The following is a 15,456-nucleotide window of genomic DNA, read 5'->3' on the forward strand; positions in this document are numbered from 1 at the left end:
CTTTTGTTTGATTAGAGTACAAATATATTACTTCTGATCAATTTTCGGCTTCTTCTTTTTCGCGGGCTCTTCCTCAGTCGTACTTTGCCCCTCAGTGGTCGGGGTCGCATTGCCAAAGATATTACGGAGAAAGCCTGGAGCAAGACCGGATAGCGGATTAATAGAGACTTCGGGCTCTTCTAAATCTCCTTTTAAAGAGTAATTGAAAGCCACGATACCTTCACCTTCCCCGCCCGTAAGTAAATTGCCAATAAGTGGTATTCCGCCAAGGATTCTATTAATTGTGTATGCAGGTACAATCGTTCCATCTGCGGCTAAAATTTTCTTATTGGTATCAATCTCACCCTTAGCAGTAAGACCTATCGATGAAGAATAAAGCCGGATAAGATCGCTTCGTAATAATCCGTTCTGGAGGGTAAAATCCCCCTTGAGCTCGTTGAAGGCGATCCCTTCGGTAGTCAAAGTTGTGACCGGTCCAGTAAGCGATGCAAAGGCAAGCATTTTGGCAAGGGTCGGCGCCTTTACCAGCCGAAGGCCTCGAGCTTCCATATGTCCATTGAGCAAAGTTTCTGTGTGATAATCAGCTGCCGATCCCGTTATCTGAAGTGAGCCACCTTCGACGGTATCAAGGACATCCAAAGCACGCAGCATCGCACCAAAATCGTTCGCGGTAATATTTAATCCCTGGCTCCCATTTTCCAAAGGTTGGTAAGCCATCGCAAAGGTTCGCGGAACGTTATCCGCCTCCCCGCTCGGCTTCACGCCTTCCGCATGCCAAAGTTCCTTTGGAATAGTGCCTGAGAACTGAATGCGCTTCCAACCTTCAGCCTCTCGATCAATCCATAGAGAGGCATCCCTAAAGAAGCGTTGCTCCCCCATATAAATCGCCTCAAGATTCTCAGCGATCACTGTTATAGGAGTTACTGGTTCGGCAATGGGGTCGGCTGGGGGCTCTGGAACTACAGAGTTATTGACGTCAACAGTTGGTGTGGTGGTCGCATTTGGATCCGACTCTGCCTGGCTTTCGTCACTGACATTTTTATCATCACCCGTAAATCGGGTCGCATCCAAGACACCTCCGCCAATAACGATTACAGATTTTTCGTTTCGCAGGTCGAGTTTCACATCCGTAAGCAGCGAGTTACCAAGCTGAAACTGATCCAGGGTTCCGCGTGAGATCCCGTTCTCATCCAGGTTTAGCTGTCCATTAACCGCGAGGTCATTTGCTTCCAGATTAAAACTGTCAATATTTACCGCATTGCCATTTTGCAAGGTAACGATCGCCTGTAACTGACCAGGCACACCAGCTTCTTTTTGGTAATCGAGTGTATCAAGTTTGAGTACCGCATCCTGAAGGTTAGTCGCCAGCTGAACCGTGCCGGTTTCATCCGTCCTGTTTTCCAACGCGAGAGACAGCGAGACCGGCCCCTCGATAAAATCAGACACAGGGATACCGAGCTTGGTTAAACCATCTGGCAAAATGCGGGGGATATCTGCTTTCAGGTTTGTGCGGATATCGACATCACTGCCAAAATTTTCTGTCCAGTCAACCGTCAGAGGTACTTCAGCAAGAAACAACGGGCCCGTAACATGCATCCCCTTACCCGTTACATTAAGAACCAGATCTCCATCTGTCGCGTTAAGCCCATTATAAATTTTACCAATGCGAGCATTTTTGATCTCTGCTGAAGCATCAATAGAAATGTCTTCAAATTTGAGATCGTTCAGCAACATGAAATCAAAATCAACTGCAACAGCGGCATCGCCACTGGTTTCTTCCGGCTTGATACCCAGTTCGTCTATGAGCTTGAGGTTTTCACTGTTTAAGATGGCAAGCGCCGTATTTACAGGGCCTTCAACGGCTGTCTGAATAGCAATCTTTTCTTCTTCAATATCCAGGCCCGTTATCTCAATCGTCGACGGCAGAACCGACATGTCCTTCAGGATCCCGCTTTCAGTAAAGAGGGTTAATCCATCCGAACGGACTTCTGCTGTACCAGAAACCTTGGTCACAGGTGGCAAGGGGCGCAGATAGTAAACATCAAGGTCCGTATACTTCATGTCCCCTTTCAGGGAAACCAGTTTGGCTTTTTCAAAGTCTCCCTCGGGAATATCAAGAACAACTTTCACCACGGCTTCGTTCGCAATTCCGGTTCGGATGTTTTCCGTTACCCATTCGCGTGCGTCATCCGCCTTTCCTTCCGGCCAATAAAGCGAGAGATCATCGAGAGGAACTTCTACAGCCTTCACACCGGCGAGAATTTGCATATCCCCTTCGAGGCCGGAAACGCTGCCAGCAACAGAGAGTTGCGGTCCCTTTTCGCCTTCGAGACCAAAATTGATCGCTGCGTTATCAAGAGTTAGCTTTTGATTTGTTTTGCTGTAGCTGCCCTTCAAAAAGAGCCCCTGCACCGGAAGTACCGGAATATTTTGGCTCGGTATTTCAATTGTCCCGCTACCGCCCGAAAGCTCAAACCGGCTACGGCCAAATTCTCCGGCCAAGTTAAGCGAAGTTGCCACGGATGCCGCGAGAGGAATGTCGATTGTAGAAAGCTCGGATAGACTTGGATCTAGTTTCGCAAGGGTCGTTGGTTTCACACCAGACAACTGGAAGGCAAGATCAATGATCTGCAAAGAGTTATCGTAGACAAAAGCCCCGTTGAGGATCGCTTCTTCCTGTGCAATATCAACGATTAGATCCAGTTCACCTTTTAGGCCTAACTTATCTCGGCGAATGTTAATGTCTGCATAGGGGACGTTAAAGACCAACCCGAGTTTTTTGTCGTCTATGACCAGCTTGGCACCAACGATTTCAAGTTGATTGAGATACGCCAAAGGATGGCCGACATCCCGATCTTGCATCAAACTATCAAGAATCTCGGGCAATACATCGCCAAAACTAGGCTCATCAGCCCCTCTTTCGCCCGTGGGATCATTTACAATCTCAAAGCTTCCGTCTTCGGCCCGAACCAGATAGAGCCGCGGACCAATCACCCCGACACCTGTTGGCACAATCTTTCCCCGAAGCAAGGCACCGACATCAAAATCAATGCCCATTAAGGGAACGGCAGCTATGGTATTATCGTCTTTGTCGAGGACCCTGACCTGCTCCACATGGATTGCAATCGCGCGCTCTTTGGGCAGCCAGACAAGCATAGTTGTCTCGACATCCAGACGCATGCCCTGCTCTTGATCAACAAAGGCTTCTTCGACATAGGGAGTTAAAAAATCGAGCTGTACAGGGCCCGAAGACAAGCGCCATACCGCAATCCCCGCCATAATGGCGGTGATCACCAGCAAAGCGGCAATTAGTTCCAAAATAATCAGAGAAGACTTACGTATCATAAAATATTGTGGCTCCGCTCGCCTAAATTGCTACCATAGTCGATAAAGTGCTGCATAATTTTATTTACTCAATCTCTTGACCAATTTTTACAGCCTTTGCACTGTACGCGAAACAAGATGGGTACGCGAAACAAGGTGGGTACTCGAACAAGGTAGCGGTATTCATGATACTTTCATTCTCTTTTTCAGAAGAAACATTACCCAAAATCGCCAATCCCGAAAGGGCTAAACTTGGTTGTACCCATTGGGAAGAACGAATTGAACGCATAGAAAATCCTGATTTAAAGCAGGATCTTACCGATTTTTATAACACACCGAAAGTTAATTCACTGTTGAGATCCATCTTCTCTAACAGTCCTTATCTTTCAGATTGCCTTCTCAGGGATATGGAATTCCTTTGTGGACTTTTAAAGCAGGGTGCTGAAAAAAGTCTGACCAGTATCCATAATCATCTGCTCGAAAACATCGCGACTTCGACAGATAGACAAACCATTATGTCCTCATTGAGGCGGGCAAAAAAACAGGCTTCTCTGGCCATTGCATTTGCTGACATAACCGGGCAATGGACAGACAGACGCGTTGTCGAAGAACTAACGGGTTTCGCTTCAACGGCCATTTCTACTGCTGTTTCCCACTTACTTCTGGAACTGGAAAAACGAGGACATCTGCAGTTAAACACGTCCGAAAACCCAGAGCAGGATTGCGGGTATGTTGTACTCGCCATGGGTAAACTTGGTTCTTGGGAACTAAATTATTCCTCGGACATCGACCTGATCGTTTTATTCGATCCGGAAAAAATAAAATATCTGCATGATCGTGGCACTCACGAAGGTATGGTCAGGATGACACGCGATCTTGTCCGTTGCCTTGATGATCGCACCAAAGATGGCTACGTGTTTAGAACCGACCTCAGACTACGACCAGACCCCAGTGCCACCCCACTTGCGCTGTCTTTCAATGCGGCTATGTCATACTACGAAACCACAGGCCTCAATTGGGAACGTTGCGCCATGATCAAGGCCAACCCAATTGCAGGAGATAAAGAGCTCGGGCACAGGTTTTTAAAAGAAATAAAACCCTTTGTCTGGCGCAAACATCTCGATTTTGCCGCCATCAATGACATTCATGGCATCAAGCGTCAGATCTACGCCCACAAAGGCGGCGCAAAGATTGCGATCAAGGGTCACAACATCAAACTTGGTCGTGGCGGCATCAGAGAGATTGAATTCTTTGCCCAGACCCAGCAATTGATATGGGGGGGACGAAATCCAGAGCTTAGAAGCAGTTCAACCGCCTATGCCCTTGAACAACTCCACCGCGCCCATCTGATTTCACCCAAAGCCCATACCGACATGACCGAAGCTTATTGGTTTCTCCGCCGTGTCGAAAATCGTCTCCAGATGGTGGAGGATCAGCAAACCCAGTTCCTGCCGGAAACAGACGAAGGCCTGGGTGAAATTGCGGCCTTCCTTGGTTACGATAGTTCAGGGGATTTTAGCGAAGAGCTATTGCATCATCTCCACGTCGTCGAAGATCACTATGCTGCCCTCTTTGAGGAAGAGCACGAACAACCCTCAACCACAAAAAATCTGAACTTTACCGGTCATGAACCCTCCCCACAGCTCATCGAAACCTTACAAGAAATCGGTTTTAAAGACGGGGCTGGCGTTTTCCAACTAATTGCCAAATGGAAACATGGCCGCTACCGCGCGGTGCGTTCTGACAGATCGAGACGGTTGATAGCCGAGATTGTTCCTGTCTTACTCGAAGCCTTTGGAAAATCCACCGCGCCCGATAGCGCCCTCATTAAATTTGATGAATTTTTGTCTGGTCTGCCAACGGGTGTGCAACTTTTTTCGATGTTACAGACAAATCCAAATTTATTGGATTTACTCGCCGAAATTATGGGATCAGCCCCGGCCCTTGCCAACAGACTGAGCCAATCTCCGGGTTTGTTGGATGCTGTCCTCAGTGAAGACTTCTTTAACCGCCTGCCTGATCTGGAAGATCTCAGATCTCAACTCCTTGCCGCCCTGGATCAAGCACGGGATTTTCAAGACATCCTCGACTTCAGTCGAAGCTGGACCAATGATCAGAAATTCCGTGTTGGCCTCCAGATTTTAAGAGTAACAGGATCTGTCGAGCGTTCCAGTCGCGATCTCTCAAATATCGCCGAGTGTGTCATCGAAGGACTTCTTCCTAGAGTACACGACGAGTTAAAAGTCCGTCACGGAGAAATTGAACACAGTAACTTTGCCATCCTCGCCATGGGAAAACTTGGTTCTCATGAGATGACGGTGACTTCTGATCTCGATCTTATCAGCCTCTACGGATTAGAAAGTGATCCTCACCTACCAAACGGAGATCAGCCAAGCAGTGTCCTATCCAACGGGGATCGCCCTCTCGACCCAACCCAGTATTTCGCCCGTCTGACCCAACGTTTTACCAATGCCTTGAGTGTCATGACACCTGAGGGAAAATTGTATGAAATAGACATGCGCCTGCGCCCATCAGGTGGTGCTGGCCCGCTTGCGCTCTCTCTTAAAGCATTTGAACGTTATCAGCTCAACGATGCCTCGACGTGGGAGCACATGGCCCTGACCCGTGCGCGTGCCATTGGGGGAAACAAGGACTTTTGCGAAAAAATCAACCAAGTCATCAGACAAGTGCTTTGTCTGAAAAGGGATCCGCAAAAACTGGTTGATGACATCGCGGGCATGAGAGAGCGGATCGCCAAAGAAAAACCAGCCAAAGGTGTTTGGGATATCAAACAGGTAAGTGGCGGATTAATCGATCTTGAATTCCTGTCCCAATACCTCCAGCTTAAACACGCGCACGATACCCCCAATGTTTTGCATCCCAACACCAAACAAAGCTTTAAACAACTCGGCCAGGAAGGCTTGCTCTCGTCTCCTGATACCGCCGACCTGATAGAGGCTTTTGATCTCTTTCACCAACTGCAGAACCTGCTCCGCCTGACCACTGGCGAGCAACTCGACGAAGAAACCGCTCCTCCCGAAGTCCTCTCTCGCCTGGCTTCCGCATTAAGTGAGCCAGGTTTTCCTGAACTCAAAGCGAGGTACATGCAAACGACGGAACGGGTTGCGGAGATTTACGGGCGATTGATTAAGGCTGAGGCTTCGATAACCAAGATATAGAAAGTCAAATTAACCCCTAATCTTAATTATGCTCAGACGTCAAAATCTGAAATATATTTCATTTTTTTGAGTATAATTCAGAAATCAAAGACTTATCAAATGGAGTTAAATCGCTATTTCCTTTCATATATTCTAGCGCTGCTAAAAACTCACTTTCAGTAGATGACACCAAAGAAGGAAAGCCAATGTTTTGTGCTTTTTTATGAGCAAAATAGGCATAAAAAAGGCTCACAGGTTTGTAAGGATAATTTAAATTTCCACCTAGTTTATTTATGGACATACCAAAATATCGATTCAGTTCGCCATCCCGAGTAGAGTAGGCCACTGTCGGATATCCATTTTGTGCAGATAATTTTGAGCGTGCCATATGCTCTAGGCACACTCTATCTTCTTCATGATCACTACAGTACATAAACTTTATCATCTCACCCGCTAAATGGTAAGATTGTACAGCCTCGTCAATTTGATCTGCACTAATAACTATCGAATCAATATTACCAGAAGAAACACTTTCAAAGTGAATCCCTGTTAATGATGGAAGAACTTTTGCCAAGGCATCATAGTCATCAAAATCATCGTTAACTTCGGATACGACAACAATTCTAAAAGGTTTCTGGCACTTCTCCGCTTTGTTGAGTAGATTTAGGATTTCAAATAGAGCATAGATTGATTATCTGGAATGGATGATTGTCTAATTTTGAGTTTGAAGTATTCGGTATCCTTGATGCCTCTGGCTCGCTTACGGATCATTCCTATACTGACATTACCAGCCTCTATCCTGGCGCTTGTGAGCTTGTGTTTGGCGTAGTTGCAGATGCCCACACAATGTTTCCGTAGGGATTTCGCGAACTTTTTTAGATAGAGCATCTGTGACTGATCTGCTATCAGGCACCAACGTTCCAGTTGCTCCGCCATCGCCTCAAATGAAGCGGCACTCCACAGCAGCTGAAGCTGTTCTTTCAAGACGTAAAGTGCATTCAGGTTGCTATTGCTCTCCAGCAACCTTTGCAGCTTGTCACTTTGTTTTTCACTCAACTTATCCGCATTTTTGAGCAACAGATAATGCGTCCCTTTCATCAACTCTTTACCACTTGGATCGGCCTTTCTGAACTCAAGTCGACGCTGATTATGGATAGCTTTGCTGTAGTTTTTCATGACGTGGAAACGGTCAAATACTATGTCGGCCAACGGCAAGGACTCTCTGACAGCCTTTTGGTAGGCAGGCCCCATATCCATCGCTACGGCCTTTATTTTGCAGGCTGTATCTGGTTGCAGTTGTTTCAAAAACCTTGAAAAAACCTCGGCAGTTCGGCCTGCTTCAACCCAGATCAGATGACCGCCAACCATATCGTAGACCACCGTCATGTAGTCATGACCTTTCGCCCGGGCAACTTCATCTACACCAATATATTCCAAGCCAGTTAGCTCTGCAGGATCAAGCGTAGGGAGAGTTTCAATAAGGTATGCCCTGTCGATATTCTTGACCGTTTCCCATCGTATATCCAAATGTCTGGAAACCGCTTGAATAGACATATGCCGACATAATCCACTGATCAGTCGGCAAAATCGGTGAGTGAAACGGCACCCTTTATCAACAAAATCACACCCCTCAATGCGGCGTTCGCCCTTGTTAATATAAACCTGCGCCAGCTCAATCTCGACCACACAAGGATACCCAAAAAGGGGGATGTCGTTTACTTGTCGGCGGACATGCTGGTTGATGCTTCCCTTCTGGCCTGTAGCAGGGTCTATAGCCCTCCTACGCGCGTCTCGGCTGCAGTGAATGACAATCTTAACACCGCCGTCATCCAGTTTAATTTCATTTACACGTTGCCCTTTGAGGCCTAAAATATGCTGCGAGATGTTGATTGTCATATACCTGCTCTATGTAAAGTTATCAGAAACCATACATATCAACAGGTTACTTGGCGGTCGGCATCTTTTTCTACTCAACAAAGCGGAGAAGAGCCAGGTTTCTTTCTTATTCCAATAACATTATTCGTTATGTATTTTTTAATCGCCGCTTTCATGTCAACAGCACCTGAAGAATAAGTCGGCGTAGGAAATATTATCCCAAACAGAAGCAAAACTTTAAACATTTTACGTAAATTAGTATTGATCATGAATACACACTCAAAAATTAATTTTCGTTACGTTAAATCTTCAATGATGGGTATGAATTGAATTCATTAATGCAAACACAACCCAAACAACATTCCCGAAGAGTTCATAAAATACAACAAATTATTACAATCCATAGTAACACTTCATGCCTAAACAAAACTCCCAACATGATACCCACCACGAGAAAGACTGTCCTTGATCCTGATCCATGAACCACTTACAAATCAAAAATCATACACAACAGGATGACTATAATGACACTTGAAGTTGGCAATGCTGCCCCGGATTTCACTGCACCGATTAATGGTGGTGGCGAATTGAGCTTGAGTTCGCTTAAGGGCCAGTCGATTGTTCTTTATTTTTATCCGAAAGATTCCACACCGGGCTGCACGACGGAAGCCTGTGAATTTCGTGATGCTTTGCCAGATTTCTCCAAGCTCAATGCAACTGTCATTGGCGTATCCAAGGACAGCGTGAAACGCCACGACAACTTCATCGCCAAGAACGAATTGACCTTTGATCTGGTGGCGGATCTCGATGGTGAGATCTGTGAGGCTTATGGAGTTTGGGTTCTCAAAAAGCTGTATGGCAGAGAGTACATGGGGATCGAACGAGCTACCTTCCTGATCGATCCCGACGGTATAATCCAAAAAATATGGCGCAAGGTTAAAGTTAAAAACCATGTGGCCGAGGTCAAGGCTGCCGTAGTAGAGCTTACACAGTAAGGTACTAACGAAGGTCCCCAAGAAAAATACAGCTTAAAAGCATCAGATATCTTTTTTGGGGATTACTTCAATACACTGTCTGGAGAAAATCCACACCAGGCTGACATTTTACGGTATGCCGCGGAAAATCCTCTTAAAGAAGCAACATAGAAATCTCCGCCTGAATACTCATCGAGCAGCACCACTTTATTACCTTTGGCAAACCCGCGTAAAATTCCTAGCTCATCGCCATTTACACTGACATTTGCGTAGGGAATACCTTCCTCATCAATACCGGTATAAGCCTCGGATTGATAACTGGCCCCCTTACCATCTGTATATATGATCCAAAGAACAGCTTGGTTTTGTTGTAATTGTGTCGGATATCCACGGGCTGTCGCTTCTTGATATTCAACATATGGCATGCCATCGGGAGGCAACACATCACCATTGGAGATAGATACAGTAATGGAGTTGTCGCCATCTCCTCCTGTGTGGATTGAGCAAATCGTTCTCAGTTCACCGTCTTCGGTGTGAAATGCCTCCGCGCCGGCTTGCCAGTCGTTATATTGCTCAAACAATATTCCTTCTTTAACCGGACGCTCATCAATATACGTCCCCTCAGCGAGTACTGGAGCAATAAAACAGAAACCGCAAACAGCTGTCACCAACAGGGTTTTAAGCTTAGCAGAACTCTTCTCCATAACAGGACTTCTCCCGGATATCTCTTCAAATGGCTGAAGGCAGAGTGATGTAAATGCATTACAATAGAGTTAAACTTGGCGCGTAACCTACGACGTCACGCTTATGACATATTCTCCCGGTTTAAGTGTGATCCATTAGGAATGGGGAATATCTGCCAATACAATGTTAAAAGATTTTCAGAAAATATATAAACTCCTGAAATCTTCTCGGAAATTTGATTCTGAGCAACAGAAGAGTCCCCGTGTCATTGATAATCATTCAATACGTTCAAGCGATACACCCGACCAATATACAGACGAACCCACGACGATTAATGCGCCTTCGGATAAACAACAGAGCGGTTTGCTTAGCCCTTCCAATGAAATCATAAATGCTGAAATACAAAAAACGGCAAAAGTGCCAAGTTTTTTGGCTCTTCTCCGCTTTGTTGAGTAGATTTAGGATTTCAAATAGAGCATAGATTGATTATCTGGAATGGATGATTGTCTAATTTTGAGTTTGAAGTATTCGGTATCCTTGATGCCTCTGGCTCGCTTACGGATCATTCCTATACTGACATTACCAGCCTCTATCCTGGCGCTTGTGAGCTTGTGTTTGGCGTAGTTGCAGATGCCCACACAATGTTTCCGTAGGGATTTCGCGAACTTTTTTAGATAGAGCATCTGTGACTGATCTGCTATCAGGCACCAACGTTCCAGTTGCTCCGCCATCGCCTCAAATGAAGCGGCACTCCACAGCAGCTGAAGCTGTTCTTTCAAGACGTAAAGTGCATTCAGGTTGCTATTGCTCTCCAGCAACCTTTGCAGCTTGTCACTTTGTTTTTCACTCAACTTATCCGCATTTTTGAGCAACAGATAATGCGTCCCTTTCATCAACTCTTTACCACTTGGATCGGCCTTTCTGAACTCAAGTCGACGCTGATTATGGATAGCTTTGCTGTAGTTTTTCATGACGTGGAAACGGTCAAATACTATGTCGGCCAACGGCAAGGACTCTCTGACAGCCTTTTGGTAGGCAGGCCCCATATCCATCGCTACGGCCTTTATTTTGCAGGCTGTATCTGGTTGCAGTTGTTTCAAAAACCTTGAAAAAACCTCGGCAGTTCGGCCTGCTTCAACCCAGATCAGATGACCGCCAACCATATCGTAGACCACCGTCATGTAGTCATGACCTTTCGCCCGGGCAACTTCATCTACACCAATATATTCCAAGCCAGTTAGCTCTGCAGGATCAAGCGTAGGGAGAGTTTCAATAAGGTATGCCCTGTCGATATTCTTGACCGTTTCCCATCGTATATCCAAATGTCTGGAAACCGCTTGAATAGACATATGCCGACATAATCCACTGATCAGTCGGCAAAATCGGTGAGTGAAACGGCACCCTTTATCAACAAAATCACACCCCTCAATGCGGCGTTCGCCCTTGTTAATATAAACCTGCGCCAGCTCAATCTCGACCACACAAGGATACCCAAAAAGGGGGATGTCGTTTACTTGTCGGCGGACATGCTGGTTGATGCTTCCCTTCTGGCCTGTAGCAGGGTCTATAGCCCTCCTACGCGCGTCTCGGCTGCAGTGAATGACAATCTTAACACCGCCGTCATCCAGTTTAATTTCATTTACACGTTGCCCTTTGAGGCCTAAAATATGCTGCGAGATGTTGATTGTCATATACCTGCTCTATGTAAAGTTATCAGAAACCATACATATCAACAGGTTACTTGGCGGTCGGCATCTTTTTCTACTCAACAAAGCGGAGAAGAGCCAGTTTTTTCAAACGACTTTACACTGCTCTATATATAGAAGCTCTTTTCTTTGTGTTGGTGCAGTCAAATTTTGCAAAAGCGGCACCAACAATGGAAGAGCAATCTCCAGACGACACAACTGTTTCCAATCCAGAAGACCTTCTTTTGGACACTCCATCCGATCCTCATACAGGTATAGTGTCCCCCTCCAAGAGCACGACCAATGAACAGTCCCACTTATCAATAAACGATTTCATTGATCCAGCAGAAAACCCAGTTACTTTAAGTCTGGAGACCGAAGAAGATAAGACTTTGTCTTTACTTGATAACTTATTGACGCACGATAATTTCAAATTACTGGACATAAGTAAGTTACAAAACAAAACCAGTGTAAGCTTGTCAAAATACAGTGATGACAAACAACTCCATATTTTCGATTTGGATGACTACATCACGATTGAATTGGATGATGATGACCTCCTCTATTTTGATGAAGAGCTGGCTCTATTTAGTATGGATGACTATCACTTTCTGGTCGTCAACAATGACTTGCTGAACATGTTCGACAACAATACCGAAAACAATTCCTGGGAAAGTTTAAAACCGGGAGAAGAATTCTACATTCTTCAACAAGATGACATATTCGAGGATGATATTGAAATCGTCACCGTTGATGAAGAGATATATCTGGACGAAAACAACCTGGTATCACAACCTGTCAGCGTTGATTATTTCGTCTACGAAGATACCATAATTGGCATGACCTTTACTCTACCTGATGATTTTTACAAAACGCAGGACAGCATTGATTTTGAAATCCTGTTTGCGTAGTCTCCGCTGAACATTACGGCTTCCTGTTTAACCCCAATGAGATGCTATCGGGATCGACGATGACACAACAACGACAAGATAGCTTAGTCCCAACAAGTTTAGCTCAAGCAGCCGTAACCGCGCTTAGTATTGCCAATTCTATTGAAAAGGCTGAAGCAACCCGGTGCTTTGCCAAGGCGTGGCAAAGCGGAGAGATTTCGGAAGTCGGAATTGCGCCAATTCCAAAGGAGCCTGCGCGTGAAAAAAAGCCCGTTCTGGTTCCGCCCCAAGAGGTACCGCGCCGCAAAGTCACTCAGGAAGTAGAAGGCCGCGTGGCCATGCTCCACGCTCTGACCCACATTGAACTTCACGCGATTAACCTCTGCTGGGATATCATTGCCCGCTTTGCTTCGACCCCAATGCCTAAGGGGTTTTACGATGATTGGGTATCGGTTGCTGATGACGAAGCCCGTCACCACCTTTTGCTATGTGAAAGGCTGGATCAACTCGGATCTTTTTATGGAGCCCTTCCTGCGCACGCCGGATTATGGAAAGGGGCAGAAGTCACAGAACACAATTTGAAAGCACGGCTTGCCGTCGTTCCCATGGTACTCGAAGCCCGAGGCATTGATGTTACACCCGGCATCATCAAAAAACTCAAAGCGGTAAAGGACTTTGAAAGTGCAGATCGTCTACAGGTGATTTACGATGATGAGATCACACATGTCGCCAAGGGCAAAAGGTGGTTTGAGTACCTGTGTGCGCAAGACAACGAAGACCCAATTGAAAGCTGGCAAAATATTATCCTCACCCTTTTTAAAGGACGGGTAAAACCTCCCTTCAATGAAGAAGGTCGCAATAAAGCTGACTTCCCGATAGATTTTTACGGCCCGATTGCCGATCTATAAAAGCGGGATACTCAGAAATCCATACAGAGAGCAAGAAAAGTTAAGACAGTTTAGGTCTTTGCCTTATAATCGCTTCTCGTATCCTTCTATTCCATAATTTACATATCATTTAACAGCCCGACCGCTTCCTCAGCGATTATCTGCCTTTCCTACTCCGCAATAAAATCAAGACCTAACGACGATCTAGCCAAGTTGATTAACCCGAGGTAATCCCTGTGAGCCAACCAGCCAATAATTCAGAGAACATGTTCCTTTTTGGATCCCTGCCAAAACTGTTTCTCAAAACGGCTACACCCATTATTCTGATCATGCAGGTGAACGGGCTTTTCACGCTTGTTGATGCCTATTTCCTTGGTGAGTTTGTCGGAGCGAACGCGCTCACGGCCGTTACCATGATGTTCCCGGTTTTTATGCTCATCGTCGCGCTTTCAACGTGGGTATCCGGGGGATTTTCAAGTGTCCTCGCCCGGCTTTTGGGGGCAGGAAAACACGCCGTCTCCAGTTCTGCTTATGCCAGTGCCCTGGTTTTATCAGCCCTTGTTTGCATTGTCCTCATCGCACTGTTTTTAGCCGGAGGAAGTGAACTGATCAATTGGGTAACCAAGGGATCCCCTGAGCTGTCCGAGATGGGATACACCTACATATCTTTGCTGATCTTTTTCTCTCCTCTGGTTTTTATGCTGACGGTCAGTGCCGATGCTTTCAGGTGTGAGGGGAAATTGGCTTTCATGACCTTCATATCAGTACTTTCCACCCTGTTGAATGTCGTTTTCAACTACATACTCATCGTAGAACTAGACCTCGGTGTCGCGGGATCAGCTTATGGAACCTTGCTGGCGCAATTCCTATCTTTATGCACCGTCATTCTCTATCGTTTCAACACACACTCTGTCATTACCATGGCAAATGTTGGCACACAGAAATTAAGCTCTTTTTGGCGTGAATATCTCGCTCTCGGCGCGCCCGTCAGCCTGGGATATCTCGGTGTATCGCTCACATCCGGTGCCGTTTTTTATTCTCTTCAGCAATGGGGAAATGAAAACTACGAAGCAACAGTGACAGCTTATGGCATCGTGACCAGAATACTGACCTTTAGCTACCTTCCCCTTCTTGGATTGAACATCGCGTTTCAAACTATTGCTGGAAATAATCAGGGTGCTCAGATTTGGCCCCGGGTAAATAACAGTTTAAAGCTCGCTGCCCTTGCCGCCTTTATTTACTGCGCAGGTTTGCAAACACTGTTTAACGTCTTCTCAGACGATCTCGGATTTATCTTTGTCAACGATCCCCAGATCGCCGCTGAAACCGGCAGGATATTGCCACTTATTACCATGCTTTATTTCTCCTTTGGCCCCAGCATGATCCTGTCTGGTTTCTTCCAGGCTATTGGGGATGCCAAACGCTCTGCCCTAATCGGACTGACCAGAACTTATCTGTTCTCCTTACCGCTTACTTATATCCTGCCGCAATTTTTTGGTGAAATCGGTATTTGGCATGTCGGCCCTTTAACTGAAATATTGATGGTATTGTTGACAGCGGTTGTTCTTACTCAAAATGCGAGTAGAACAGGCTATAAATTGGGTTTATTCAGGTCCTCGCCAGTAACAAATCAGACGGCATAAGAGGAGTATTCGGCCAAGGGTTACGTTTCCAGTGGGCGGAATAACCACTCCCAACAAAATCATTATCAAAAAAATAACTTAGAAGAACTGATTGAAGCACTAAGCATACAAGCCGAGCATTCAACTCTGGGTATAAATCATTTATATACCGATTTGCCATGCACTAGCCTTTTCTGTTATTTTGCATCTGCCTTTCGTCCAAAGCCTCTCAAAGTTGAATGGTTTTGGGTAAATATACCGAGGATTTAAAGATCTATCTCCCGTCGAGGAACTCGCACCTGGGAACTCGCACCCGGGTCGGTTAAGGTTAGTTTTGGTTTGTTGCTAGAGGACGTG

At 45.9% G+C, this 15,456-nt stretch carries 13 protein-coding genes; 8 read left to right on the top strand and 5 right to left on the bottom strand.

All coding sequences use genetic code 11. The annotated features are described in order from the left end of the window. Positions 1 to 27 precede the first annotated feature (27 nt). Positions 28 to 3,345 carry an AsmA-like C-terminal domain-containing protein gene (locus ACOGW3_RS25500; protein ID WP_419905499.1) on the bottom strand — a complete coding sequence of 1,106 codons (3,318 nt, stop codon included), beginning with the start codon at positions 3,343 to 3,345 and terminating at the stop codon, positions 28 to 30. A gap of 164 nt (positions 3,346 to 3,509) precedes the next feature. Here ACOGW3_RS25500 and ACOGW3_RS25505 point away from each other — a divergent pair, with 164 nt between their 5' ends. Beyond that, a complete protein-coding gene (locus tag ACOGW3_RS25505; protein ID WP_419905500.1) occupies positions 3,510 to 6,503 on the top strand; it encodes a bifunctional [glutamine synthetase] adenylyltransferase/[glutamine synthetase]-adenylyl-L-tyrosine phosphorylase in 2,994 nt (997 codons plus the stop codon). A 58-nt stretch (positions 6,504 to 6,561) separates the two neighbouring features. Here ACOGW3_RS25505 and ACOGW3_RS25510 read toward each other — a convergent pair whose 3' ends face one another. Both ACOGW3_RS25510 and ACOGW3_RS25515 read right to left on the bottom strand, forming a co-directional pair. Continuing rightward, positions 6,562 to 7,056 carry a hypothetical protein gene (locus ACOGW3_RS25510; RefSeq protein WP_419905501.1) on the bottom strand — a complete coding sequence of 165 codons (495 nt, stop codon included), beginning with the start codon at positions 7,054 to 7,056 and terminating at the stop codon, positions 6,562 to 6,564. Between the two features lie 89 nt (positions 7,057 to 7,145). Further along, positions 7,146 to 8,378, bottom strand: a complete 1,233-nt coding sequence (locus ACOGW3_RS25515; RefSeq protein WP_419901077.1) for an ISL3 family transposase — start codon at positions 8,376 to 8,378, stop codon at positions 7,146 to 7,148. On the opposite strand from ACOGW3_RS25515, the gene ACOGW3_RS25520 reads away from it, so the two are divergent. Together ACOGW3_RS25520 and bcp are read left to right on the top strand one after the other, a co-directional pair. Then, entirely contained in the window at positions 8,365 to 8,496 is a 132-nt protein-coding gene (locus ACOGW3_RS25520; RefSeq protein WP_419905502.1) for a hypothetical protein, read from the top strand. The two genes, ACOGW3_RS25515 and ACOGW3_RS25520, sit on opposite strands and share 14 nt — an antisense overlap. A 385-nt stretch (positions 8,497 to 8,881) precedes the next feature. Continuing rightward, positions 8,882 to 9,352: a thioredoxin-dependent thiol peroxidase gene (gene bcp / locus ACOGW3_RS25525; RefSeq protein WP_419905503.1), complete on the top strand. Its 471-nt coding sequence runs from the start codon at positions 8,882 to 8,884 to the stop codon at positions 9,350 to 9,352. 62 nt (positions 9,353 to 9,414) lie between these two features. On the opposite strand, the gene ACOGW3_RS25530 is transcribed toward bcp, so the two are convergent. Then, positions 9,415 to 10,035 carry a hypothetical protein gene (locus ACOGW3_RS25530; protein ID WP_419905504.1) on the bottom strand — a complete coding sequence of 207 codons (621 nt, stop codon included), beginning with the start codon at positions 10,033 to 10,035 and terminating at the stop codon, positions 9,415 to 9,417. 163 nt (positions 10,036 to 10,198) lie between these two features. On the opposite strand from ACOGW3_RS25530, the gene ACOGW3_RS25535 reads away from it, so the two are divergent. Next, positions 10,199 to 10,471: a hypothetical protein gene (locus ACOGW3_RS25535; protein ID WP_419905505.1), complete on the top strand. Its 273-nt coding sequence runs from the start codon at positions 10,199 to 10,201 to the stop codon at positions 10,469 to 10,471. A gap of 2 nt (positions 10,472 to 10,473) precedes the next feature. Here the strand turns inward: ACOGW3_RS25535 and ACOGW3_RS25540 are convergent, their stop codons facing one another. Beyond that, positions 10,474 to 11,706, bottom strand: a complete 1,233-nt coding sequence (locus ACOGW3_RS25540) for an ISL3 family transposase (RefSeq protein ID WP_419901077.1) — start codon at positions 11,704 to 11,706, stop codon at positions 10,474 to 10,476. Between ACOGW3_RS25540 and ACOGW3_RS25545 the strand changes: the two genes are divergently transcribed. The 4 genes from ACOGW3_RS25545 (at position 11,693) to ACOGW3_RS25560 (ending at position 15,120) form a co-directional block, all read left to right on the top strand. After that, a complete protein-coding gene (locus ACOGW3_RS25545) occupies positions 11,693 to 12,007 on the top strand; it encodes a hypothetical protein (protein WP_419905506.1) in 315 nt (104 codons plus the stop codon). The two genes, ACOGW3_RS25540 and ACOGW3_RS25545, sit on opposite strands and share 14 nt — an antisense overlap. Further along, positions 11,979 to 12,611, top strand: coding sequence for a hypothetical protein (locus tag ACOGW3_RS25550; protein ID WP_419905507.1), 633 nt, complete (start codon positions 11,979 to 11,981; stop codon positions 12,609 to 12,611). The genes ACOGW3_RS25545 and ACOGW3_RS25550 overlap by 29 nt, the downstream gene beginning before the upstream one ends. 59 nt (positions 12,612 to 12,670) lie before the next feature. After that, positions 12,671 to 13,498, top strand: a complete 828-nt coding sequence (locus tag ACOGW3_RS25555; protein ID WP_419905508.1) for a ferritin-like domain-containing protein — start codon at positions 12,671 to 12,673, stop codon at positions 13,496 to 13,498. Positions 13,499 to 13,713: 215 nt separating this feature from the next. Beyond that, positions 13,714 to 15,120, top strand: a complete 1,407-nt coding sequence (locus tag ACOGW3_RS25560) for an MATE family efflux transporter (protein ID WP_419905509.1) — start codon at positions 13,714 to 13,716, stop codon at positions 15,118 to 15,120. The last annotated feature ends 336 nt before the right edge of the window (positions 15,121 to 15,456 follow it).

Source organism: Kiloniella sp. (assembly GCF_965205715.1).
GTDB lineage: Bacteria > Pseudomonadota > Alphaproteobacteria > Kiloniellales > Kiloniellaceae > Kiloniella.